The organism is Brevundimonas phoenicis, assembly GCF_047237745.1.
In the GTDB taxonomy this organism is placed as follows: domain Bacteria; phylum Pseudomonadota; class Alphaproteobacteria; order Caulobacterales; family Caulobacteraceae; genus Brevundimonas.
In genome coordinates this window covers 1275096-1299753 of sequence record NZ_JBDFLN010000001.1, presented here as the reverse complement: position 1 = coordinate 1299753, position 24658 = coordinate 1275096, and the positions used below count along the sequence as shown (strand labels likewise).

Here is a 24658-nt window from a genome sequence, read left to right as displayed (position 1 = left end):
TCGCGCCCCTTTTTCAATTCCCCCTTCCCCCTCGATGGGGGAAGGGCCGGGGATGGGGGGGGGGAGAACGCGACCGACGCCGCACAGATGCATGAGACGCCGCGTCTCCCCCCTTCCTGCACACCGGCAGCCGACACCCCCACCCGACCCTCCCCCATCGAGGGGGAGAGCTTCATGCGTAGCGCCTCAGCCCTGCGCCTTGGCCTTACGGCGCCAGTGGGTCAGCAGGTGCTCGGTATAGCCGTTCGGCTGTTCCCTGCCCTTGAACACCAGATCGCAGGCCGCCTGCCACGCGGGCCCCTCATAGCCCGGCGCCAGAGGACGATAGTCCGCATCGCCCGCGTTCTGACGATCCACCACCACGGCCATGCGCTTCAACGCCTCAATGACCTCGTCCTCGGTCGTGACGCCGTGGCGCAGCCAGTTGGCCAAGTGCTGGCTGGAGATGCGCAGCGTCGCCCGGTCCTCCATCAGGCCCACATCGTGAATGTCCGGCACCTTGGAGCAGCCGATGCCCTGATCTACCCAGCGCACGACGTAGCCGAGAATGCCCTGCGCATTGTTGTCCAGCTCCTGCCGGATCTCGTCGGCGCCCGGCGTTCCGGTCGCGAACGGCGGGGTCAGCAGAGGCGTCAGGCCGGTCGGCGCGCGCGTGGCGATTTCGGCCTGACGCGCCCAGACATCGACCTCATGATAATGCAGGGCGTGAAGCGTCGCCGCCGTCGGCGACGGAACCCACGCCGTCGAAGCGCCCGCGCGCGGATGGCCCGCCTTGGCCGCCAGCATGTCGCCCATGCGGTCCGGCGCGGCCCACATCCCCTTGCCGATCTGGCCCCGGCCCGACAGGCCCGCCTTCAGGCCGATATCGACGTTGCGGTCTTCATACGCCTTGATCCAGCCGGTCTCGCGCACCGCCTCCTTGCGGACGACGGGGCCGCCTTCCATCACCGTGTGGATCTCGTCGCCGGTGCGATCCAGGAAGCCGGTGTTGATGAAGACCACCCGGCCCTTCGCCGCCGCGATGCAGTTCATCAGATTGACGCTGGTGCGGCGCTCCTCGTCCATGATGCCCATCTTCAGCGTCAGGGCGGGCAGGCCCAGCATAGTCTCAACCGCGCCGAACAGTTCGTCGGCGAAGGCCACTTCATCCGAGCCGTGCATCTTGGGCCGCACCACATAGACCGAGCCCGCCGGACTGTTGCGCGCCTCGGCCGGACGGCGCAGGTCGTGCAGGCCGATCAGGCCCGTCATGGCGATATCCAGCAGATGCTCGGGCGTCTCGCGCCCGTGGGCGTCCAGCACGGCGTCGGTCGTCAGGTGCAGGCCGACATTACGCACCAGCATCAGGCTGCGTCCCTTGATCGCCAGCCGCGATCCATCGGGCGCCGTATAGACGCGGTCAGGGTTCAGCCGCCGCTCGACCGTGCGGCCGTCCTTCTGGAAATCAGCCTGAAGATCGCCGCGCATCAGGCCCAGCCAGTTGGCGTAGACCAGTCGCTTGTCCGCCGCGTCGACGGCGGCGACGCTGTCCTCGGCGTCGGCGATGGCCGACAGGGCCGCCTCGACGACGACATCGGCGACGCCCGCCGGGTCGTCGCGGCCGATGCGGTGCGCGCGGTCGATCACGATCTCCAGATGCAGGCCGTTGTGGCGCAGCAGAACCCCCGACGGCGCGTCGGCCTTACCCGAATAGCCCGCGAACACATCCGCGCTGGCCAGCCCCGTCTCCAGCCCGCCGTCCAGCGTCACGATCAACCGGCCATGCTCGACCCGATAGGCCACAGCCTGAGCGTGCGATCCGGTCACCAGCGGCGCCGCCTGATCCAGAAGGGCGCGGGCGCGGGCGATGACCCTGGCGCCGCGCTCGACGTCATAGCCGCCCGCCTTCGGCGCCTCGCCCAGCGCATCGGTGCCGTAAAGCGCGTCGTACAGGCTGCCCCAGCGCGCATTGGCGGCGTTCAGCAGATAACGGGCATTGGTCAGGGGCACGACCAATTGCGGCCCGGCCATGGTCGCGATCTCGGGGTCGACGTTCGCCGTCTCGGCCCGCACGCCGTCGCGCTCTGGCTCGATATAGCCGATCTCGCGCAGATAGGCCTGATAGGCCGCCTGATCCGGCTGGCCCGGATAGGCGCGGTGCCAGTCATCCAGCTTGCTCTGCAACTGGTCGCGGCGTTCCAAAAGGTCGCGGTTGCGGCGGCTAAACTGAGCCAGCAGTCCCTCGACACCGGCCCAGAAGGCGTCAGCGCTGACGCCCGAATCCGGCGCCGCCTGATCGCGAACGAAGGCGTCAAGCTCGGCGGCGACCTTCAGGCTGCCGTGGCGGACATAGGCGTCAGCGGGGGTCTTGGGGGCGTCGAACATGGCGGTCTCCTTCAGGCTGAAGAGTAGGCCGCGCGGCGCGCGCTATCCACGGCTAAGGAAGGCGTCTATCTTTGCCAAATATGCAATGACGAGACCCCGCCATGCTGGCCGAGTATGAAATCTTCGTCCGTGCGCTAGAGGAAGGCAGCCTGTCCGCCGCCGCGCGGCGGCTGGACCTGTCGCCCGCCGTGGCCTCGCGCAGGCTGGCGCGGCTGGAGGACCGGCTGGGCGTGCGGCTGATCGAGCGCACCTCGCGCCGTCTAGCCCCGACCGAGGCGGGACGGCTGGTCTATGACCGCGCGGCGCAACTGCTGGAAGGGGTCGAGGATCTGGAGGCCGTGGTGTCGCGCCGCACGACGCAGGCGCGCGGCCTGCTGCGCGTCTCGGCGCCGACCTCGTTCGGACGGCGGCGGCTGGCGCCCTTGCTGCAGCCCTTCCTGGCGGCCCAGCCCCGCCTGACGCTGGAGCTGAACCTGACCGACGCCTTCGTGGACCTGATGGCCGAGGACGTGGACGTGGCGGTGCGGATCGGCGGCTATGAGGCGGACAACCCGCGGATGCATCGTCTGGCGCCGAACCGGCGGGTGCTGTGCGCCTCGCCCGCCTATCTGGCCGAGCACGGCGCGCCGGACAGTCTGGACGACCTGCGCCGCCACGCCCAGCTGGCGGCCGAGAACCAGTCGACCTGGCGGCTGGAAGGCCCAGAAGGCCCCGTCGTCTTCCGCGCCCGCAGCCGGGTGCGCACTAACTCAAGCGAAGTGGCGCGCGAGCTGGCCCTGGCGGGCGGCGGCGTCGCCCTGCGCTCGACCTGGGACGTCGGCGACGAACTGCGCGACGGGCGGCTGAAGGCAGTGCTGCCGCAGTATGCCGGATCGTCGGACGTGGCGATCTTCGCCCTGACGGCCGGGCGGGCGCGGGCCGAAACCCGCGTCCGCGCCTTCATCGAATTCCTGTCCGGCCTCTACGGAGAGACGCCGGAGTGGGATCGCTGATCACTCCTGTCCAGCGGTCGCCGTCGGCTTCATCCAGCGATCCAGCCAGGCGCCCATCTCGTACAGGGTGTGGCCGACCGATTCCCGCGCGCGATAGCCGTGATCCTCCTTGGGAAGAACGACATAGCGCGCCGTGGCGCCGTTGCCCTTCAGCGCGGCGTAGAAGCGTTCCGTCTGAATCGGGAAGGTGCCCGAGTTGGCGTCCGCCTCGCCGTGGATCAGCAGGATCGGCTCGTTCACCTTGTTGGCGTAGGTGAAGGGCGACATGGCGTTATAGGTCTCGGTCGCCTCCCAATAGGACCGCTGCTCCGCCTGGAAGCCGAAGGGCGTCAGGGTGCGGTTGTAGGCGCCCGAGCGCGCGATGCCGGTCTTGAACAGGTCGGTGTGCGCCAACAGGTTCGCCGTCATGAAGGCGCCGTAGCTGTGCCCGCCCACGGCGATGCGTTCGCGATCCGCCACGCCCAAGGCCACGACGGCGTCGACCGCCGCCTTGGCGCTTGCCGACAGTTGCTCGATGTAGGTGTCGTTCGGCTCGGCCCCGTCGCGGCCTATGATCGGCATCGTCGGGTTGTCCAGGATGGCGTAGCCTTGGGTCAGCAGGAACAGGTGGCTGGAGCCGCCGGGCCGCACGAAGCGGTTGTCGGTATCCACGACCTGCCCCGCCACGGCGGCATCCGTGAACTCGGCTGGATAGGCCCACATCAGCAACGGCAGCGGGCCGTCGCGGCCCTTGTCGTAACCAGCCGGCAGATACAGCGTGCCTGACAGCTGCACGCCGTCGTCGCGGGTATAGGTGATCAGCTCTCGGCTGACACCGGCCAGTTGCGGCGCAGGGTCCGGGAAGGCGGTCAGGGCCGTCACGCCGCCATCCAGGTCGCGCACCCGCAAGTTGGCCGGATCAGTGCGGCTTTCGCGGTAGGTGACCAGCTTGCGGCCATTCTCGTCCAGCACGCCGACCACGGTCTCATACTCGCCCTGCGCCGAGCGCCACAGACGCTCCGTTTCGCCGGTCTTCAGGTCCATCAAGTCAAGAAAAGGATACTGACCCTGGCGCGTGGCGCCGTCGCCCTCGACGAAGACCTTTGAGCCGTCGGCGTTGAAGCGCATGACCGAGCGGCCGCGCGCGTTCGGTTCGGTCATCACCGAGCCCGGATCGTTGTAGCGGTCCTGATAGTTGCGATCGACCAGGACGCGACCCTGCCCCGGATTCGACGGGTCGACCAGGGTGCGGGTCTCATGGCGGGTGTTGAACCAGCGGCTGTTGACGATGGCGACGTCGTCGCGGCCCCAGGTGGTTCCGGCGTAGCGTTCTTTGAGGTCGAGCAGAGTCTGCGCCCGGTCGTTGAACGGCGCGCGCAGCATGAAGACGCGGTCGCGCACCTCGGCGGCGGTGCGCGGATCGCCGCCGTCCTGAGCCTCGGTCCAGACCAGGGTGGCGTCGGCGTCCGCTCGCCACTGGACCGAACGCGGCCCCGGCGCCACCGCGTCAAACGGCGTCGGCACATTGTCCCGCAACGGCAGGTCGGCGACGCGATGCGCCTCGCGGCCGTTCAGGTCGGTGACGATAATTTCAGACGGGAACAGACTGGCCGGCACGACATAGCTGTAGGGCTTCTTCACCCGCGTTTGCAGGATGTAGCGGCCATCCGGCGAGTTCGAGACGCCCAGGATGACGCCCGGCTGGCCCACAGTGCGGGCGCGGCCGTTCAGCGACACCACGGTCGGCTGGCTGGTGAAATAATAGTCGAACAGGGCCTCGTCGCCCGCATTGGACAACAGATCCTGATAGGTGCGGACCGGGGCGGCGCGGCCGCCCGTCTCGGCCACGATGGGGCCTTCGGGCGGATGCTCGACGTTCGGCGCCACGCCGCGACCGGCTGGAACGGCCAGGACCAGCAGGCCAGACGAGTCCGGCAGCCACGAGAAGCCCGCGCCTGAGGCCGCGTTAACCATCGGTCCGTTCAACTTGCGCGCCTTGGCCTGGGCGACGTCAGCAACCCACAGTTCCAGTCCGCCGGGCACGTTGACGAGGAAGGCGACCGTCTTGCCGTCCGGCGCCCAGCTGGTGTTCGTCAGGCGCGCATTGGCGGGCAGACCCGACACGGGCCGCGCGGGGCCGCCGTCGATCGACTGGAAGCTGAGCCCCGTCAGCCACGAAACGCGGCTGTTGGCCGGGCCGTTGTTGCGAGGGTTGATGCGATAGCCGGCCAGTCGCAGCATCGGCTCGGACAGTTCTGCGATACTGGGCAGGTTTGAGCGGTCGGTCAGCAGCAGGGTCTTGCGATCCGGGCTGACGCTGACGCCGGGGTTGGGCTTGGCGTCCAGTATCTGGGCGATCGGCTGCGGCGGCTGCTGGTAGGTCGGAGCCGCGTTCTGGGCGAGGGCGGCGGCGGGCAGAGCCAGGGCCGGCACGGCCGCGGCCAGCACCAGGGCGGGCAAGGCGGCCTTCATCAGTCGATTGCGCATGAAATTTCCCCACTGAGACGAGTCTTCTGTGACGCTAGGTGTGTCGCTCTTGTGACGTGGGGTCAACCGCTCAGCCTTCCCCTGCGTCGCGCTTGCCGCTTGCCCCTCTTCCCGGCCCGCTTTAAGGACGGAAGAGATCGCGATATTCATCAGATGGTGAAAAAGGGAGTCCGATGGGCAAGATTTACGCTGACGTGAAGTCCGCGCTGGAGGGGCTGACATTCGACGGCATGACCGTCATGTCCGGCGGCTTCGGCCTGTGCGGCATTCCCGAGAACCTGATCGCGGGCCTGCGCGACACGGGCGTGAAAGGGCTGACCGTCATCTCCAACAATGCGGGCGTGGACGGCTTCGGCCTGGGCCAGCTGCTGGAGACGCGCCAGATCGCGAAAATGATCTCGTCCTACGTCGGCGAGAACAAGGAGTTCGAGCGCCAGTATCTGGCCGGCGAGCTGCAGCTGGAGTTTAACCCGCAGGGCACCCTGGCCGAGCGCATCCGCGCGGGCGGCGCAGGCATCCCCGCCTTCTTCACCGCCACCGGCGTCGGCACCCTGGTCGCCGAAGGCAAGGAAGTGCGCGACTTCGACGGCCGCAAGTACGTCATGGAGACGGGACTGGTCGCCGACCTGTCCATCGTCAAGGCGTTGAAGGCCGATGAGCGCGGCAATCTGGTGTTCCGCAAGACGGCGCGCAACTTCAACCCGATGATGGCCACGGCCGGCAAGATCACGCTGGTCGAGGTCGAGGAAATCGTCCCCGTCGGCTCGCTGGACCCCGACCACATCCATACGCCGGGCGTCTATGTCGACCGCCTGATCCAGACCGTGTCCGAAAAGCGCATCGAACAGCGCACTGTTCGTCAACGGGAGGCTTAATCCAATGGCTCGTACTCGCGAACAACTGGCCGAGCGCGCCGCCAAGGAACTGCAGGACGGCTTCTATGTGAACCTGGGCATCGGCATTCCGACCCTGGTGGCCAACTACATCCCCGAGGGCATGGTCGTGACCCTGCAGTCGGAGAACGGCATGCTGGGCATGGGCCCCTTCCCCTATGAGGGCGAGGAAGACCCCGACCTGATCAACGCCGGCAAGCAGACGATCACCGAAATCCCCGAGAGCAGCTATTTCAGCTCCTCGGACAGCTTCGCCATGATCCGCGGCGGCCACATCAACCTGTCGATCCTCGGCGCGATGGAAGTTGCCCAGAACGGCGACATCGCCAACTGGATGATCCCCGGCAAGCTGGTGAAGGGCATGGGCGGGGCGATGGACCTGGTCGCGGGCGTCAAGCGCGTGGTCGTGGTCATGGATCACGCCAACAAGCACGGCCAGTCCAAGGTCTTGAAAGCCTGTACACTGCCGCTGACGGGCACGGGCGTAGTCAGCCGCATCATCACCGATCTGGCCGTCTTCGACGTCAAGCCGGACGGTTCGGGGCTGGAGCTGATCGAACTGGCCGACGGCGTTACGCTGGACGAGGTCGCGGCCAAGACCGAGGCCGACTACACGGTGGCGGCGAACCTGGGCTGAGCCGCCAGCCCCGCCCGCAACGCAAAACCCCGGCGACCGCGAGGCCGCCGGGGTTTTTCATGCTCACGTCGGAGGCAGAAGCGATCTAGTCCCGCGTCGCCTGGAAGCCCTGCTGGTCGGTCCACAGGACGATCTGGCGGCTGGCCTCGGCCGTGGCGCGGTCGAAGGCGGCGACGATGGCCGACTGGCGGTTCTCGCCTGCGCTTTCGCGCACCGTGATGCGGTCCTCGACGACAAGGCTGCGGTCGCTCATGCGGAACAGACGCAGCAGCACCACAATGTTCGCATCCGGCACGCCGCCCGGCGCGGCGTAGGCCGCCTCGAAGCGGCGCACGTCCACGCTCAGCAGCAAGCCGTTGCGCGACAGCGGTCCGCTGCTCAGGACGGTGCAGGTGCCGCCGTCCAGAAAGGCGTTGCGCAGCGCTTCCTCGAACAGGGTCTCGGCCGGCGACACCCAGCGTGCGCCCTTGATATAGGCCGCCTCAGCCCCGGTGACGGCCAGGATGCGATCACCGCGCGCCGCCTCGGGGAAGTCTACCCGGCGCATGGAGACGTGAACGTCCGGGCAGGCCGAGGTCGCGCCCGTCCCGGCATAGGCCGAGGCCCCGCCGAAGCGATACAGCTGAACCGGATCGGGCGACGACAACAAGGCGCAACCCGACAAGGCGACCGACGCCGCAGCGATCATGAAGGTAGAACGGATCACGGCTGCACCTCGATTTCCTTGGACGGCGCCTTGGCGATGAAGTCGCGCGGGCTTTCACGCACATTGTCGATCAGCGACTGCAGCGAGCGCGTCGCCTGATCCAGTTGTCGGATGGTGTCGTTGAGTTGCGGCACGGTCTGCGTGCCGAAGTCGCCCAGCGGACCTTCCAGTCCTGTCGCCGAACGGTTGATTGAGGCGATGGCGGCCTGGGCCTCGCGCGTCGCGGCGTTGATGTTGGCGATGGCTTGCTTGCCGTCGGTGTCGACCATCTGGCGCGCGCTCGCGCCCAGGGCCTGATATTCGCCGACGGCGGCGTTGGCCTTGGTGATGGTCTCTTCAAGCTGTTGGAACATGCCCTTGCGGGCCTCCAGCTCGGCGGTCAGGGCCTCGACGTTCTTCACGCTGGTCGAGAAGCTGCGGATGTTGTCGTCCGACATCACGCGGTTGATGCGGTTCAGGGCGTCCACGGTCTGCGCCAGCACCGTGCCCGATCCGCTCAGCAGCTCGGCGATGGGGCTGGGCTGGCTCTGGATCACCGGCACGACATGGTCGGGATACTGATCCTTCAGAATGGGGCTGTCCGGCGAACCGGCAGTGATCTGAATATAGTTCAGGCCGGTGATGCCCTGCGGCTCCAACTGGGCGCGCGAGGTCACGCGCACCGGCGTCGTGCCGTTCAGCCGCACGCGGGCGATGACCTGATCGCCCTTCTTCGGATCCAGATTCAGGTTGGTCACCTCGCCGACGCGGATGCCGTTGAAGTGCACCTCGCCGCCTTCCGACAGGCCGCGCACCGGGCCGTAGAAGACGATGTCATAGACGTCGAAGTCCTTGTTGAACTGCAACCGGGCCAGCCAGATGGTGAACACCGCCAGCGCCAGCATGAGGGCGACTGTGGCGATGCCGACGGCGGCGTAATGGGCGTCTCTTTCCATCGTTTCGCGCCCTCCTCAGGCCGCGCTCTTGTGGGCGGCGCGTCCGCGCGGCCCCAGGAAGTATTCCTTGATCCAAGGGTGGTCCGAGCGTTCCAGCTCGGCGACCGGCGCCTTGGCCACCACATGCTTGTCCGCCAGCACGGCCACCTGGTCGCAGATGGCGTAAAGGCTGTCGAGGTCGTGGGTGATCATGAAGACCGTCAGCCCCAGATCGTCCGACAGCTGACGGATCAAATCATCGAACGCCGCCGCCCCGATCGGGTCCAGCCCGGCCGTCGGCTCGTCGAGGAAGACCAGTTCGGGGTCCAGCGCCAGAGCGCGGGCCAGGCCGACGCGCTTCCGCATCCCGCCCGACAGCTCAGCCGGCTTCAGATAGAGGGCCTCGGGCTTGAGGCCCACCATGGCCACCTTCATCTCGGCCAGCTCGCGGATCGTCGACTTGGACAGCTTCGTATGCTCGACCAGCGGCGAGGCCACGTTCTCCAGCACCGTCAGGGACGAGAACAGCGCCCCCTGCTGGAACAGGACGCCGGTGCGCCGCTCGACGGCGGCCGCCTCGGCCTTGGTCATGGCCGCACGATCCTCGCCGAACAGACGGACTTCCCCGCCCTCCGGCTCCTTCAGGCCGATGATGGAGTTCAGCAGCACGGTCTTGCCGGTGCCTGACCCGCCGACGACGCCCAGCACTTCGCCGCGCATCACGTCCAGGTCCAGATCCTGATGGATCACCCGGTCGCCGAACTGGCTGAGCAGGCCCCGCACCTGAATGACGGCCTCGCGGTCGTCCGGTTTATGCGTCTCGTCCGTCATATCTTCAGCTCGATGAAGATCAGGGCGAAGACGGCGTCCAGCAGGATGATGGCGAAGATCGCCTGTACCACCGCCGCCGTCACCCGGCGCCCCAGGCTCTCGACGTCGCCCGCCACGGACATGCCCTGACGGCAGCCGATGGCCGCGACCACCAGGGCGAAGACCGGCGCCTTGATCAGGCCGACCATCATGTGCGTCGGCATATAGCCGTCCTCGACCAGCCGCTGAAAGAAGAAGGCCGGGCCCAGGTTCAGCTGGCTCCACGACACCAGCACCCCGCCCAGCAGGCCGCCCATCATGGCCAGGAAGGTCAGCAGCGGCAGCATGACCAGCAGCGCCGCCAGGCGTGGGATCACCAGGGCCTGGAAGGGATCGACGCCCATGACCTGCATGGCGTCCACCTCCTGCGTCATGCGCATGGAGCCGATCTCGGCGGCGAAGGACGAGGCCGAACGACCCGCCAGCAGCACGGCGGTGATGACCACGGCGAACTCGCGGAAGACGGCGACGCCGATCAGTTGCACGGCGAAGACCCCCGCCCCGAACTGGGTCAGCAGGTCCACGCCGATGAAGGCCACCACGGCGCCGATGAAGAAGTTGGTCACCACCACGATCGGAATGGCGTCCAGACCCGTGCGCTCCGCCTGGCTGAACCAGGCGGCCCAGCGGATGCGGCCGGGATGCTTCAGCGTGGTCAGCACTGCGGCCATCAGACGGCCCAGGAAGGCCAGCGACAGCATGGCCTCGGCGCCGAAATCATAGACCCCGCGCCCGACCTTGGCGAAGCCGCGCGTCATGGGAGCCGAGCGGCGCGGCGGCTCGGCCGTCATGCAGTCCAGCTTGGCCACCATGCGATACAGGCGCCCGGCTTCGGGGCGTGCGGACCAGGCGGATTCAGGGATAGGGCGGCTCATGGCCTGGGCCACGGCCAGGGCGCCGGCGGTGTCGAAACGACCCAGATCATCCAGGTCCAGCGCCGTCACGGCTCGACCGTCCAGCTCGGTCTTCAGCCGATCGCCCAGGCGGCCGACGGCGACGGTCGACCAGTCGCCGGCCAGCCGCAAGCGCGCCTGACCGTCCTGGTGTTCGTCAATCTGGAAGTCCGCCCGATTCATGAATCCGACACTGACACAGGCCCGCCTGCTCGCATACGCCGCTTAAAGCTCTGATTTTCGCGTCGCGTCAACGACTGATGACAAAACTCGATCTCTTCCGGCGTTGCTCGACGCAAGCCAAGGCCCTCCCGTCACGGCGCAGCTTTGTGAACGTCGTCGGGCGTTTTTCGTTCAGCGTCCCGCGAATGACGGCGGCGTGAAAAGACCTAGCGCAGATAGTCGAGCAGGGAGACCTGGCGAAGCTGGCTGACCACCTGGGCCGACGCCTGCAGGGAGATCTGCGCCAGCTCCAGTTCGGTGACGGCTTCGGCCATGTTGGCGTCGGTCTTGCCGGACAGGATGGTGTCGATCGAAATCTTGCGCGCCTCCTGGGACTCCAGCAGACGGTCGACACGGTTCTGCATCCCGCCGTTGGCGGCCTGCAACTCGACCACCCCTTTCGCCGCCGCCTCGAAGCGGCCCATCTGCGTGGTCAGGAAGGTCTTCTGAGCGTCCGTCATTTGGCCGTCCAGCGGCGCCGCCTCATGGGCCAGCTGGATGTCGCGGAAGATGGCGAACAGCTCAGAGCCGATGGCGTCGGCCAGGAAGCCCGTGTCCATCGACACGTTCTCGTCCAGCCAGGACGACTGCTTCAGCTGGTCGTTGCGGAAGGCGGCGCTCTCGTCGGGCAAGGCCGCCAGCTTGGCCATCATGCTGGCCCCCGGCTGGCCGGGGATGTCGGGCAACTCCACCGCCGCGCGGTCCGTGACCCCGCCCCCGAACAGATACTTGCCCTGGTGCTTCATGTTCAGCCCGTCCTGAGCCTCCACGAACAGGCTGTTCAACGTCCCCATCAGCGTGTCCATCCGCCCGGCGGCGATGGCGTCGGCGATGGCCTGACGCGCCGCCGTCGAAGCGTCCGCGACCCGGTCCATCGCCAGATCCTGGGTCTCCAGCCGCGCCGCGACGGTCTTGTTGGTGTCGATGAAGGTCTCGATGCGGGTCTGGCTGGACTTCAGCGCGCTGACCGTCTCGGAGCTCCGACCGAAACCGACCAGATCGGTCGCGTTCTTCTTGGTGTTCACCTTCTGCTGGGCGTCCGCCATGCGCGACTGGGCCGACATCAGGTCAAGCAGGGCCGACTGATAGTTTCCGTAGGTCGAAACGCGGGTCATCGAACCATTCCCAGCAGGATGTCGTACATGTCCTTGGCGGCCTGAACCATGCGGGCCGAAGCGTTAAAGGCTTGCTGATAGGTGGTCATCAGCACCAGTTCCTCGTCCAGGTTGACACCTTCGACCGAGACGCGGCGCGCCGTCGCCTCCTTGGCCAGGGCCGTGGCGCTGACGGCGTTGTTCTTGGCCATGGCGGCTCGGCTGCCGATCTCGCCCGACAGCTCCGACGCATAGCGCGCCAGCGACATGGAGCCGCCCGCCGCCCCGCCCGCCGCCGAGAAGGAAGCGGCGTTCTCGCCAGCACTGGCCAGCAGGCGCGCGCCGCGCGCGTCGTTCTTGCTGACCACGGCCGTGCCCAGCCCGCCCGTCGCATCGGCCTTGGCGAAGGCCATCAGGGCCGGATCGCGGGCGATGTCGGCCCGGATCGAGAAGGCGTCGGCCCGCGAGGCGCGCGCCCCGCCCAGACCGAACAGTTCACTCATCGACACGTTCGAAGGAACCTGGGTCGTGCGGTCCTGAAGCACCGACAGGTTCGCGCCCGAACCGGGGCGCGGCGTGAACGTCATCTCGCCCGCCGGATTGAGACTGAACGTCCCCATCCGCCCCGCGCCCGTCATCGGGTCGTTCAGCGCCGCCAGCAGGCTGGTCATGTCGCCGCCGGGGGGGACCGCCACCTCGATGTCGCGCAACTTGGCGCCCGCCGAGTCGCTGAAGCGGAAGGTGATGGTCTCGCCGGGCGTAAAGCCGTGCTGCGACGCCCCCGTCATGCCCGTTTCATAGATCGCCGGCTGCTCGCTGGTGATCAGATCGTTCAAGCCGAAGAAGTGCGAGAAGCCTCGCCCGCCCTTGTTCGAGGGCGCGGCCGGATCATCGACCACCACCACCCCCGTTCCGGGCGCGCCTTCTATCTTCAGACGCCCGTCGACGAAGCTGGCGCTGCCGTTGGCCCCCAGCTGGGCGTTCAGGTCGGCCAGGAAGGTCGCCGGATTCAGCGTCGCCAGGTCCAGGTCGATCTTCTGCAGGGCTACGCCCTGGTCATTGGTGATGACGATGGAGGTCCGGCCGGTGAAGCCCTGCAGGGCGGTCTCCAGCGACTGCCCGATGTTGCGGCCGGTCAGGCTGTTGGGCGGCGGCGCGGCGGATGAGGCGTTGTGCGCCCGGTTCAGTTCGTCGGCCAGACGCGACATCAGTTCGGCCAGACGCTCGGCCGTGGCCGGCGCCTCGCCGTCGCGCAGCTCCAGCAGCCCCTTGATCTCGCCCGAGCCCAAGCCTTCAGCCAGAGAGCGCGCCTTTCCGGCGGGGGGCTCGATGACCATGACCTCGTTGAACACCGTCTCGGCCGAGACGGCGCCGGCGCGCACATAGTCCAGCTTGGCCGCCCCCTGCCCCGCCAGCAGGATGCCGGCGCCGGTGCGGATTTCGACCCCGCCGACCGCACGGCCGGTGATGCGAACGTCCATCAGGCCCGACAGCTGATCGATCAAGGCCGCCTGAGCCGTCTGCGCGCCCGAGGAGTCCGCATTGATCACCGTGGCCTTGGCGATCTCGACGTTCAGCTTCTCGATCTGCTCCAGCAGGCTGTTGGCCGTCTCGACCGCGCTCTTGATGCGGGCGTCGGCGTCTTCGCGCACCGACTGGATCTGGCTGTTGATGCGGGCGGCTTCGTCGAACAGGCCCTGCGTCTTCCAGATGGCCTCCTGGCGCCGAGGGCCAGAGGTCGCATCCTCGGCCGACGCGGCGAAGGCGGCGAAGACGCTGTCGATCTGCGAAAAGAAGCCGCTGTTGGAGCCCGGATCGCCGAACATCGACTGGATGCGGTCGTAAAGCTCATAGCGCACGGTCTGACGGCCGGCGTCGGCGCTGGCGTTCAGACTGGCCGCCTGCAGGAAGCGGTCGGTGGCCAGACGGATGCGGGCGATCTCGACGCCCGCGCCGACGCCCTGGCTGGCCCAGGACTGCTGGTCGGCGATCTTGCGGACATAGCCGGGCGTGTTGACGTTGGAGACGTTGTCCGAGACCACCCGCAGCTGCGTCTGGGCCGCATTCATGCCCGAGGTGGCGATGTTCATGATCGAGTTGAGGGACATCAGACGTCTCCCACGCCGCAGCGCACGCGCAGGCTGACGCCCGGCAAGCCTTGCAGGCGGCCGCGCAAATCTTGCCCGGCGGATTGAGCCGGCCTTCTAGCCATCTCTTTGATTTTACTCGACATCGGCATTCGGCCCCTGTGCATTCGTCAACAAGGGAGGCAAGCGGCGGGCCAAGTCGAACGGCGCCGCCCGCGCCCGGCAAAAAGCGACGAACGCGGCAAGAAGCGCCCGGCGTCACGTCACGGCAACGGCGACCGAAAATCCATTAATATCGATAAATTTCAACACATTACAGGAACCACCTACACTTGGCCCAAGGCTTGCGGAGGCTCTGCCGAATGACCCAGGCGCAGCAGGCGCCGCTCCTCACCGACCGAAAGCGCCTGCCGCCCGCATGTCCGCCGTCAGCCTCATGTCCGTCCTGACGCCCGCCGCCCCCGGCGGCGCCAGCGTCGACGCCTCCGTCGAGGCGGCGACGGACAGCGCCGTCTTCGCGGACCTGATGCTGAAGGAAGAAGCGCAGGCCGCGCCGCCCGTCGTCTCGGTCGCCGAGACGCCCGAAACCGTCGCTCCAGACGAACCCGCCAAAGAGGACGACGTCGTCGTCGCGGCCCCGCCCGCCTGGTTCGCGCCGCCCCCGCCGGTGCAACAGGCCGCCGTTCCGCAAGCCCCTGCCGATCCGGCGGCGCCGACGACAGAAGCGAAGCCTTCCTTCACCGCCGCAACGACGCCCGCACCGCAAGCCGTTTTCGAGGCCGCCCCCGAGACTATAGAGGCGGCTCCCGCCGCCCCTGCCGTCGAGCCCGCAGCTGCGGCTGCGCCGACCATGGCCGCACCGACCTCAGCCGCGACGATGCTCTCCGCCGCTGCGCCTGCCGCCCTCAAAGCCACGATTCCCGCCGCCTTTGCAGAACCGGACGCGGCGCTTGAAACCACGCCCGCCGAGAGCGACGAGCCGTCGGACGCGCCGCCGTCGTCGCGTCCTGGACCGGCGTCTCTTTCTGCACACGACGCCGCCTTGCTGGGCGTGACCGGCTTTAGATCGGGCGCGGGCGAACGTCTGGCCTCAGCGCGAGAAGCGATACAGGCCGCCGCCGCGACGGGCGGCGCCGAAGCGACCGCCAATCGTCCCGCCCAAGCCGACACCTCCGTCGACGCTGCCGTGTCAGCGCCAGCCGCGCGCCCGACCGCCGCGCCCACGCTCGTCGAAGCGCCTGCCGCAGCGACTGTCGCCGCGCCCTCGGTCGACGGCGAAGCCCCGATCGCGCCGCAACAAGCAGCCGTCGAAGCCGCCTCTCATGCCCCGGGCGCGCAACGCGATCTGGGCCTGTCCCAGCTGTCGCGCGCCACGGTCGAGACCACCGCCCAGATCGCCGCCCAGATCATCAAGAAGCTGGACGGCCGCTCGACCCGCTTCGACATGGCCCTGACGCCCGAAGGCCTGGGCAGGGTCGACGTCAGCCTTGAAATCGAGTCCGACGGCCAGGTCACGGCCCGTTTGGCCTTCGACAATCCGGCGGCGGCCGCCGACCTGCGCGCCCGCGCCGACGAACTGCGTCGTCAACTTCTGGACGCGGGGCTGCAGCTGTCGCGCGATGACCTCGAGTTCGCAGAGCGTGATCCTTCATCCGGCTTCGGCGGCGGCGCGTTCGAGCGCCAGCCGGACCGCCGCGCCTTCTCCGGCGCCGCCCGCCTGGCCGCCGAGGCCGATTCCGTCATTCCGCCGCCCAGCGCCTGGACGTCCCTTTCCCTGACGCCTGACCGCGTCGATCTGAAGGTCTGATCGATGGTTGACGCCGTCTCTTCCAACAACGCCGCGGGCCGGGTGAACGCCGGGGGTCAGATGCTGGCCTCCAACTTCCAGACCTTCCTGTCGTTGCTGACCACGCAGTTGAAGAACCAGGATCCGCTGTCGCCGGTGGATTCCAACGAGTTCACCGCCCAGTTGACCCAGATGGCGGGCGTCGAGCAGCAATTGCTGACCAATGACCTCCTGACTGGCCTGCTGAAGGTCCAGCAGGGCGACGGCCTGACCGGCGCGGCGCAGTATATCGGCAAGGACGCCACCGCCGTCTGGGCCGCGACCCGCTTCGAAGACGGCGAGGCCAACTGGAGCTATGAGCTGGCCGCCGACGCGACCGACGCCACGCTTCAGGTGCTGGACGCCTCGGGCAAGGTGGTCTGGAGCGGCCCGGCCCCCGACAAGACCAACGGCATGCACGACTTCAAATGGGACGGAAAGACCACCGGAGGCGGCCAGGTCGACGACGGCGGCGTCTATACGCTGAAGGTCGTCGCCAAGGACGGCGCAGGCAAGGCCGTCGACAGCCAGGTGCTGATCCGCGGTCGCGTCACCGGCGTCGAGATGTACGACAACACGCCCTTCGTCATCATCGGCAACTCGATCATGCCGGTGTCCAGCCTGATCGCGCTGGAAGAACAGAAGGCCGCCGTCAAACCCGAGGACGACGCCGGCGCGGCCAGCGCCCTCGCCTCGAAACTCAACCCTTTCAATCTTCTCTCGTAAGGAATTCCAGCCATGAGCATTAACGGCGCCATGCTGGCCGGCGTGTCCGGCCTGACCGCGAACGCCGCGGCCCTTTCGACGATCTCGCAGAACATCGCCAACGTGAACACCGTCGGCTACAAGCGCGCATCGACGGAATTCTCCACCGTCGTCAACGCCCAGACGGCGGGCGTCAACTACTCCGCTGGCGGCGTTCAGGCCGCCGCCCGCCATTTCATCAGCCAGGCAGGCCAGCTTCAGCGCACCACCTCGGGCACCGATCTGGCCATCGCTGGCCAGGGCTTCTTCGTCGTCACCGAGAAGTCCGAGAACCTGACCCTATCGGACGCGCGCCTGTTCACCCGCGCCGGGGCGTTCAAGATCGACGACCTGGGCTATCTGCAGAACACCTCGGGCCTGTATCTCCAGGGCTGGCCGGTCAGCGCCGACGGCGTGGTCAACAGCGACCCCTCTGACATGAGCCGCCTGCGCACCATCAACGTCGGCTCCGTCGGCGGCGCGGCCGAACCGACCACCCGCGTCGGCCTGAACGCCAACCTGAAATCCAGCCAGCCGGTCAATGAAGCGGCTCAGAATCCGCCCCCGACCGGTGTCACGCCCTATGACCCGACCACCCACTCCATGTCGATGTACGCCAACGACCCGGCGACGGGCGTGAAGCCGGACTTCGAGATCACCATTCCGGTGTCCGACTCCAAGGGCGGTCAGCGCAACATCACCGTCTCCTTCCTGAAGAGCGCGGACGCCAACGAGTGGTACGCCGAGGTCCGCGCGCCCGCAGGCACGGTGACCAACGCCAACGGCCTGCTGAAATCCGGCCGCATCGCCTTCACCCAGGACGGTCGTCTGGATGTCGCCGCCATGCAGGCGTGGAGCGCGCCGGGCGGCGCCGGCGGCGGCCTGTTCGACGACCCCACCAACGCCAGCATCAGCCTGTCGGCGTCCGACGGCACGGCGCCCGCCGACGGCAGCACGCCGGACGGCGGCTGGGATCCGTTGCTGGGCATCGCATCCCAGACCATCGCCTTCGACCTGAATGCTTCGGCGGGCGGCCTGACGCAATACGACAGCACCTCCATCGTCCAGGCCACCTATACGAACGGCACCGCCTTCGGGAACCTGACCGAGGTGAAGATCGACGAGGCGGGCTTCGTCACCGCCATCTTCGACAACGGCGTGATGCGCAAGATCGCCCAGGTCGCCCTGGCCACCTTCCCCAGCGCCGACAGCCTGAGCGAAGTGTCCGGCAACGCCTTCCGCGTCAGCCAGAGCTCCGGCACCTTCAACCTGAAAGCTCCCGGCACGGGCGGCGCGGGCCTGCTGGGCGCGCAACAGCTGGAGGCCTCGACCGTCGACCTGTCGACCGAGTTCACCGGCCTGATCACCACCCAGCGCGCCTATTCGGCCTCGTCCAAGATCATCACCACCGCCGACGAGATGCTGGCGGAGCTGATCAACATCAAGCGCTGATCGGCCAACGGGAATCCATGAGCAAGGTCTCGTTAGACTCGATGAATCCTTCCTTTAGCCGGCGCAGAACGCGCCGGACCGGCCGGATGCGTTTTAGCCATTCCTTCACCACGACGCTTAAACGCCCCTTAGCGGGCGGGGCCCTAGCCTGTGCGTCTATGGTGGTGGTGAGAGAGGCTTAAGCCCATGCTGCAAGAGCGACGCCTTAACAGTAACGGCGAACAGTACGTGGTCGGCCCGACGGGCACGCCCCTGACCCTGCGGGATCTTCCCCCGTCGGACACGAACCGCTGGGTCATCCGCCGCAAGGCCGAGGTCGTGGCCGCCGTCCGCGGCGGTCTGATCAGCCTGGAGGACGCCCTGGCCAAATACCGTCTGACGGCCGAGGAGTTCCTGGCCTGGCAGAAGGCCATCGACAAATGGGGCATGCAGGGTTTGCGCACCACGCGCATCCAGAGCTATCGCGACTAGCCTTCCGGCTTGACGTATGATCATGGGCCGCTCCTGAATGGGGCGGTCTTTTTCATTGGGGCGCGCCTTGTTTCGGACCAGGCCTCGAAATCGCGCGCCTAAGGGCCTAAATGGCGGCGATGACCATGGACGCCCTGACCGACGACATCCTCTGCCCCGTTCCCGACATCGCCCCCATGTCGCAAGCCGACCTGGACGCCGCGATCGAGAGCGTGCGACTGGCCGTCGGCCTGCCGCAGGGCGCGCGCGTGGTCGCCGCCATGTCGGGCGGCGTGGACTCCACCGTCGTGGCCGCCCTGCTGCACAAGGCGGGCTATGACGTCGTGGGCGTGACGCTTCAGCTTTACGATCACGGCGAGGCGCTGAAGAAGAAGGGCGCCTGCTGCGCCGGTCAGGACATTCACGACGCCCGTTTGGCCGCCGATCTGATCGGCATCCCGCACTATGTCCTGGACTACGAAAGCCGCTTCAAGGACGCGGTGATCGACCAGTTCGCGGATTCATACCTGAAGGGCCAGACGCCGGTCCCCTGTATTCGCTGCAATCAGACGGTGAAGTTCCGCGACCTGCTGGACGTCGCCCGCGATCTGGGCGCCGAGGCGATGGCGACCGGCCACTACGTCCGCCGCGCCACCCACGGCAACCGCTCGCAGATGCGCAAGGCGGTCGATCACTCGCGCGACCAGTCCTACTTCCTGTTCGCCACGACGCAGGATCAGCTCGACTATCTGCGCTTTCCTCTCGCCGATCTGGAGAAGCCACAGGTGCGCGGCGTCGCCGCCTCCCTGGGCCTGAGGATCGCCGCCAAGCCGGACAGCCAGGACATCTGCTTCGTGCCGACCGGCGACTATCGCACCCTGATCGATCGCCTGCGGCCGCAGGGGCGCGAGGCCGGCGACATCGTCCACATGGACGGCCGGGTGCTGGGCCGCCACTCGGGCATCACCGACTACACCATCGGCCAGCGCCGAGGGCTGAACGTCGCCGTGGGCGAGCCCCTGTTCGTGACCAAACTGGACCCCGACAACCGCCGCGTCATCGTCGGCCCGCGCGAAGCCCTGCTGACCGCGCGTCTGACGCTGGAGGAAACCAACTGGCTGGGCGATCAGGCCACCATCGAGGAAGCCGCCCGCGACGGCGCCCCGGTCCTGGCCCGCGTCCGCTCGACGCGACAGCCCTCCTCCGCCCGTCTGGCTTTTATTGACGGCGCCGTGCAGGTCGTCTTCGATCAGGGCGAAGAAGGCGTCGCCCCCGGCCAGGCCTGCGTCCTCTACGACCCGGCCGACGACGAGCGCGTGATGGGCGGCGGCTTCATCCAGTCGACAGAGGCCGTGGCGGTCTAACCCCTATCGTCACCCTCGGGCTTGTCCCGAGGGCCCAGCGCGGCGACACGCTTTTCGCTGAATTCGCCAGCCGCACGGACAGCCGCTCAGGTCACGCACACGTCCGCCATGGGCCCTCGGGACAAGCCCGAGGGTGACGGTTCTGATGGGCCGCATAGACCCTCAGGCAGTTGCCGTCCGGGTCGCGCGCTACGAAACCGTGGCCGCAGTCCATGTCGCTGGGCGGCAGGACGATGCGCGCGCCCCGATCCCACCAGTCGATGTGCAGTTGGTCCACCACGGCGGGCGCCTCCATGCGCAGGTCCGCCTGCGCCCCGCCTCGCCCGCGCCATAGGCTAAGCGTCCGCCCCGGCGCCAGCAGGAAGACCGCATGGTCCGGCCCCGCCTCCACCGGCCGGCGGCCCAGCAATCCGGCATAGAAATGCGCGCTCGCGCCCGGATCGGCCACGTTCAGCAGAATGTCGTCGCTCATGGTCATGGCCCCTCCGCCTGTCTGAACAGAAGGAGAACCTAGCCGCCCATACCGCCAATTTCTGTCAGCATCATCGCGGCGGCCCCTGACGGTCGCAGGCCTCGTGCCATCGCTTCAGCAACACCGCCTTGCGCGTGGGATAGCGGGCATCCAGCACCTCGACCTCGACGATGCGGTCGGTGCGGAAACTGCGGAAGTCGCCGCGCAGCTCGCACCATCCGATCAGCAGCCGCACCCGGTCGAAGAAGGCCAGGGCGAAGGGCCAGACCACTCGGTCCGACGCCGTCCCCGCCTCGTCGCGATAGTTCAGCCTCAACTTGCGCTCGATGCGGATCGCCTTGCGCAACTGGGCCGGATCGACCGCATCGGCGGGGATCGGCGCGCCCGGCCCGATGAACAGGGCCGAGGCCTCCATCTCGTCGCGCAGATCCGGCGGCACCACCGCCGCGATCCGCGCCTGGGCGCTCAAGGCCGCATCACGCAATCGCGCATCCGCCCGCTCGGCCACCCAGCGCGAACCCAGGGCCAGGGCCTCGATCTCCTCCGGCGTGAACATCAGCGGCGGCAGCAGATAGCCGGGCTTCAGCACGTAGCCCACGCCCGGCTCGCCCTCGATCGTCGCCCCCTGCGCCTGCAGGCTGGCGATGTCGCGATAAAGGGTGCGCAGGGAAACGCCCGTCTCGGCCGCCAGCGCGCGTCCGCTGACCGGCCGACGATGCCGCCGCAGGGTGTTCAGCAGATCAAGCAGGCGTTCGGAACGGGACACGCCGCAAGCTTAGCAGACTTGCTGCCAGAAAGCGGCAGCATGGATTTCAGCCAGGCTCTCAGGCGGCGGCGTGAAGGACCACCCGGTTACGGCCTTCTCGCTTGGCGCGGTACAGCGCCGCGTCCGCCGCCTGCACCAGGGCGTCGCCGTCGCGGTCCATGCTCTTGGACCATTCGGCGACGCCGAAGGACATGGTGCTGCTGCCCAGCGGCTGCTTGCCCAGTCGAAGGGCGATGGCGGCGATGGCCTGGCGCACGGTCTCGACCCGCGGCGCCAGGGCCTCGGCCGTGGTGCCCGGCGCGATGATGATGAACTCTTCGCCGCCGTAGCGGCAGACGATATCGCCGTCGCGGAACCGATGACCCAGCTCGGCGGCGACGGCTTGCAGCACCACGTCGCCCGCGTCGTGGCCGAACTCGTCGTTGAAGCGCTTGAAATGGTCCACGTCGCACATGACCACGCACAGGGGCGCGCCAGAACGCGCGGCGCGCGCCACCTCCAGCGCCAGCGCCTCCTCCATGTAGCGACGGTTGAAAAGGCCGGTCAGCGGATCGCGGATCGTCTGCTCCTTCAGGTCGCGCTGCAGCTTCTGATTGACCATGGCCGAGGCGATGTTCTCGGCCAGCACGTTGAGGCGGAACTGCGTCTCGGCCTCGACCAGCCCGTCCAGATGCAGGACGCCGATCACCTCGCCTGACGCCAGCAGCGGCTCGCAGTGATAGGGCGCCGCCATATGATCCACATGGCCGCAGACGACGTCCGCCCCCGGCTCGGACACGAAATGGCACTGCCCTCGACGCAAGGCCCAGCACTGATCCGGCGCAAAGCCTTCCGTCTCGGCCTCATGCCCGCCCCAGCCCGACAGCGGGACCAGAAGATTGCGCGAGTTGTTGTAGGCGTACAGCGCGCCCGGCAGCCCAGGCAGGACGCGCGGCACGAAGGCGTGGATGACCTGGGCCAGTTCGTCATCGGTGCGGGCCGCCTGCATCCGATGGGCCATGCCGCCCAGCAGTTCGATGACCTCGCCGCGCTCGCGCAGGGTCTGGGCGCTGGACAGCAGCTCCTCATGCAAGCGCTTCAGTTCGCGCTCGCTGCGGCTCTGATCTTTCGCAGCCGTCGCCAGACGATCGGCCATGTCGTTATAGCCGCGCGCCAGGCGGTCGAACTCGCGCGAGCCCATGCGGCCGTCGATCCTCTGGTTCAGGTCGCCCGCGCCCAGACCCGTCATGGCGCGGGTGATGACGCGCACCGGCTGGCGAATGCCGCGAATGACCATGAAGGACACCGACAGGGAGAAGAAGGCGATCAACGGCCCGCCGATCAGGGCCAGGCCTCGCACCCGCGCCAGCCGCTGCTCGGCCGCCTCGACGCGACGCGCCTGCACCACCCGCTCCTCGTCCAGCAGCGCTCGCGCCGCCAGCACGAAGGCGCTCATGGAATCGAATCCACGCCCCTCGACGATGAAGGCTTCAGCCTGGGCGAAATCCCCGCTCCGCGCCAGGGTCAAAGGCTGACGCAACAGTTCGATACGGCCTGAAAGCTGCGCGCCCAGAGCCTGCACCCGCTCCTGTTGTGACGGGTTGTCCCGCGTCAGCTCCACCAATTCGCCGAACGCCCGCAAGGAGTCCGAAACCCGCGTGTCAAAGGACTGGGCGTAGGCCGGATTCCGCGTCAGCACATAGGCGCGCTGGCCCGACTCCGCGTCGCGCAGACCGGCCACGGTCTCTTCCATCGCCTGGATGACCTTGGCGGAGTGCGTCACCCAGCGGAAGCTCTCGCGGGTCTGCCGCGAGGCGTCGGCCAGGGCGGCCACAAGAACCAGTAATGCGATCACCACCAGGGCGCTGACGGCGGCGATCCTGGACGTCAGGGACTGAAACATGCCCCACCGTTAACCTTCGACGGTTGACGGAGGTTGAATCGATCAGAGGGTTTTACGCCGCTTCGTCCTTGGCCGGCATGACCTCGCCGACCGTCGGGCGGTTCTCGGTGAAGACCACCTCCACCTCGCGCGGGCGAACCATCTCATTGCAGCAGCCGCAGGCGATGCGGGGCTTCAGATCGTGCCCGCAGGTCTTGTGACGCAGGACGATGCCCGACGGTTCGTCGCCATAAACATGCTTCTCGCCCCAGGCGTGCAGGGTGACGAGGACGCCGTACAGATCCTTGCCCTTGGCCGTCAGCACATATTCGTTGCGCGGCGGGCGCTGGGAATAGGGGCGCGGCTCCAGCACCCCATGATGCACCAAGGATTTCAGGCGCGCGGCCAGGACGTTGCGCGCCACGCCCAACCGCTCCTGCCATTGCTCGAAGCGGCTGACGCCGTTGAAGGCGTCGCGGATGACCAGCATGGTCCACGGATCGCCGATCACCTCGAGGGTGGCGGCGACCGAGCAGCTCTGGCGCGAATAGTCGGCGGTGCGTCCCATCAGCAGAAAGTGACCTCGCGTCAGGCTTTTGACAAGGGTTGCCAATCGCGACGGAGTCAGTCAGTTTCTATTTGCAACGGACATGGCCGCTCCCCGGCCGTGTCCATCCCTCGAACTCGGAGGCGGCGCCGTCGCAGGTTCCGCCTCCGCTTTTCGATGAGAGCCATGACCGAACCCGAGCTGATCCACGCCGCCTTCCGCCTGACGCCCGAGGACGATGGGGCCTTGGCCGCCCACCTTTCCGGCGAGTTCTCGAACGGCCCGATCAGCGCCCCGCCCGAGGCGGGCTTCCCTTTCGGCGGCCTGCTGGCGGCCCTGTGCGCCGGGGCCATGCGCCAGGGTCTGGGGATCGAGGCGCCGCTGCGCAGCCTGACGGTTCAGTATCTGGCCGCCGCCCGTTACGGCCAGTCCCTGCACTTCCGGCCCCGGATGCTGCGCGGCGGCCGCAACGTCGCCTACGCCGCGGTCGAGGGCGGCCAAGGCTCGAAGCTGACCCACCACGCCAGCGCCACCTACGGCGCCGACGGCGCGACGCCCGCCTCCCTGACCCCGCTGCTAGCGCCTCCGCCCTCGCTGGACAGCCTGAAGGACGCGCCAGGCATCAGCGGCCCGATGGCGCCGCGCTTCTCGCAGCACGTCGACTATCGCTTCGAGAACGGCCCCAACATTCTGGGCGGCAACGAGGGCAAGCCGGTCGTCGAGCGGGTTTGGATGCGGGTGAAGGACGGCGCGCCGCTGGACGAACTGCGGATGTGTTACCTGCTGGACGCCCTCTATCCGCCCGCCTGGACGGCTTTCAAAGCGCCGCCGATGATGACGACGGTGGACCTGCGCTGCGACTTCCTGGCCGATCCGACGCCGGACGCCGCGCCCGACGGCTGGGTCTTCTTCGAATACCGCCTGCTGGACCACGGCCTGGGCTGGTCGGTGGACGAGGCGACCGCCTGGGGCGCAGACGGCCGCCCCCTCGCCCTGGCGCGCCAGCGCCGCAAGCTGCTGTGAGGCGCCGCTTGCCAGC

General features: G+C 67.9%; 21 protein-coding genes. 9 read left to right on the top strand and 12 right to left on the bottom strand.

Translation table 11 applies throughout. From position 1 onward, the window contains the following. Window positions 1-186: 186 nt before the first annotated feature. Window positions 187-2364 carry a malate synthase G gene (locus tag ABC419_RS06430; RefSeq protein ID WP_412875972.1) on the bottom strand — a complete coding sequence of 726 codons (2178 nt, stop codon included), beginning with the start codon at window positions 2362-2364 and terminating at the stop codon, window positions 187-189. 101 nt (window positions 2365-2465) lie between these two features. On the opposite strand from ABC419_RS06430, the gene ABC419_RS06425 reads away from it, so the two are divergent. Continuing rightward, window positions 2466-3356 carry a LysR family transcriptional regulator gene (locus ABC419_RS06425; RefSeq protein WP_412875973.1) on the top strand — a complete coding sequence of 297 codons (891 nt, stop codon included), beginning with the start codon at window positions 2466-2468 and terminating at the stop codon, window positions 3354-3356. Here ABC419_RS06425 and ABC419_RS06420 read toward each other — a convergent pair whose 3' ends face one another. Further along, window positions 3357-5822 (bottom strand): S9 family peptidase, encoded by a 2466-nt coding sequence (locus tag ABC419_RS06420; RefSeq protein ID WP_412875974.1) that lies wholly within the window; start codon window positions 5820-5822, stop codon window positions 3357-3359. A 173-nt stretch (window positions 5823-5995) separates the two neighbouring features. Here ABC419_RS06420 and ABC419_RS06415 point away from each other — a divergent pair, with 173 nt between their 5' ends. After that, window positions 5996-6697: a CoA transferase subunit A gene (locus ABC419_RS06415; RefSeq protein ID WP_412875975.1), complete on the top strand. Its 702-nt coding sequence runs from the start codon at window positions 5996-5998 to the stop codon at window positions 6695-6697. 4 nt (window positions 6698-6701) lie between these two features. Next, window positions 6702-7352, top strand: coding sequence for a 3-oxoacid CoA-transferase subunit B (locus ABC419_RS06410; RefSeq protein WP_125900076.1), 651 nt, complete (start codon window positions 6702-6704; stop codon window positions 7350-7352). Window positions 7353-7437: 85 nt separating this feature from the next. Here ABC419_RS06410 and ABC419_RS06405 read toward each other — a convergent pair whose 3' ends face one another. The 6 genes from ABC419_RS06405 to flgK all read right to left on the bottom strand — a co-directional run bounded on the left by ABC419_RS06405 (window position 7438) and on the right by flgK (window position 14159). After that, window positions 7438-8058 carry an ABC-type transport auxiliary lipoprotein family protein gene (locus ABC419_RS06405; RefSeq protein ID WP_289647881.1) on the bottom strand — a complete coding sequence of 207 codons (621 nt, stop codon included), beginning with the start codon at window positions 8056-8058 and terminating at the stop codon, window positions 7438-7440. Continuing rightward, window positions 8055-8993, bottom strand: a complete 939-nt coding sequence (locus ABC419_RS06400; protein WP_125900075.1) for an MlaD family protein — start codon at window positions 8991-8993, stop codon at window positions 8055-8057. The genes ABC419_RS06405 and ABC419_RS06400 overlap by 4 nt, the downstream gene beginning before the upstream one ends. Before the next feature lie 15 nt (window positions 8994-9008). After that, window positions 9009-9803, bottom strand: a complete 795-nt coding sequence (locus tag ABC419_RS06395; protein ID WP_200167674.1) for an ABC transporter ATP-binding protein — start codon at window positions 9801-9803, stop codon at window positions 9009-9011. Beyond that, window positions 9800-10918, bottom strand: a complete 1119-nt coding sequence (locus ABC419_RS06390) for an ABC transporter permease (protein ID WP_125900073.1) — start codon at window positions 10916-10918, stop codon at window positions 9800-9802. The genes ABC419_RS06395 and ABC419_RS06390 overlap by 4 nt, the downstream gene beginning before the upstream one ends. Before the next feature lie 206 nt (window positions 10919-11124). Continuing rightward, window positions 11125-12072 carry a flagellin gene (locus tag ABC419_RS06385; RefSeq protein ID WP_200167676.1) on the bottom strand — a complete coding sequence of 316 codons (948 nt, stop codon included), beginning with the start codon at window positions 12070-12072 and terminating at the stop codon, window positions 11125-11127. Continuing rightward, a complete protein-coding gene (gene flgK, locus ABC419_RS06380) occupies window positions 12069-14159 on the bottom strand; it encodes a flagellar hook-associated protein FlgK (protein ID WP_412875976.1) in 2091 nt (696 codons plus the stop codon). The genes ABC419_RS06385 and flgK overlap by 4 nt, the downstream gene beginning before the upstream one ends. 397 nt (window positions 14160-14556) lie before the next feature. Between flgK and ABC419_RS06375 the strand changes: the two genes are divergently transcribed. From ABC419_RS06375 to mnmA, 5 genes are all read left to right on the top strand, one after another. Further along, on the top strand, window positions 14557-15945 hold the full coding sequence (locus ABC419_RS06375; protein WP_412875977.1) for a flagellar hook-length control protein FliK: 1389 nt from the start codon (window positions 14557-14559) through the stop codon (window positions 15943-15945). Between the two features lie 3 nt (window positions 15946-15948). Beyond that, window positions 15949-16689: a flagellar hook assembly protein FlgD gene (locus tag ABC419_RS06370; protein ID WP_412875978.1), complete on the top strand. Its 741-nt coding sequence runs from the start codon at window positions 15949-15951 to the stop codon at window positions 16687-16689. 12 nt (window positions 16690-16701) lie between these two features. After that, a complete protein-coding gene (gene flgE, locus ABC419_RS06365; protein WP_200167680.1) occupies window positions 16702-18159 on the top strand; it encodes a flagellar hook protein FlgE in 1458 nt (485 codons plus the stop codon). Between the two features lie 186 nt (window positions 18160-18345). Beyond that, window positions 18346-18630: a CtrA inhibitor SciP gene (gene sciP, locus ABC419_RS06360; RefSeq protein ID WP_087139603.1), complete on the top strand. Its 285-nt coding sequence runs from the start codon at window positions 18346-18348 to the stop codon at window positions 18628-18630. 110 nt (window positions 18631-18740) lie between these two features. Next, entirely contained in the window at window positions 18741-19973 is a 1233-nt protein-coding gene (gene mnmA / locus ABC419_RS06355) for a tRNA 2-thiouridine(34) synthase MnmA (protein WP_374759225.1), read from the top strand. Between the two features lie 91 nt (window positions 19974-20064). On the opposite strand, the gene ABC419_RS06350 is transcribed toward mnmA, so the two are convergent. The 4 genes from ABC419_RS06350 to ABC419_RS06335 form a co-directional block, all read right to left on the bottom strand. Continuing rightward, complete coding sequence (locus ABC419_RS06350) at window positions 20065-20445, bottom strand: VOC family protein (protein WP_234287710.1); 381 nt, start codon at window positions 20443-20445, stop codon at window positions 20065-20067. A gap of 70 nt (window positions 20446-20515) precedes the next feature. Continuing rightward, window positions 20516-21211, bottom strand: coding sequence for a helix-turn-helix transcriptional regulator (locus ABC419_RS06345; RefSeq protein ID WP_200167682.1), 696 nt, complete (start codon window positions 21209-21211; stop codon window positions 20516-20518). A gap of 58 nt (window positions 21212-21269) precedes the next feature. Beyond that, entirely contained in the window at window positions 21270-23093 is a 1824-nt protein-coding gene (locus ABC419_RS06340) for a diguanylate cyclase (protein WP_412875979.1), read from the bottom strand. 52 nt (window positions 23094-23145) lie between these two features. Further along, window positions 23146-23640, bottom strand: a complete 495-nt coding sequence (locus ABC419_RS06335) for a winged helix-turn-helix transcriptional regulator (RefSeq protein WP_200167686.1) — start codon at window positions 23638-23640, stop codon at window positions 23146-23148. A 165-nt stretch (window positions 23641-23805) separates the two neighbouring features. Between ABC419_RS06335 and ABC419_RS06330 the strand changes: the two genes are divergently transcribed. Next, the gene (locus ABC419_RS06330; protein ID WP_412875980.1) at window positions 23806-24642 is read left to right on the top strand and encodes an acyl-CoA thioesterase; all 837 of its coding nucleotides are present in this window, start codon (window positions 23806-23808) and stop codon (window positions 24640-24642) included. The last annotated feature ends 16 nt before the right edge of the window (window positions 24643-24658 follow it).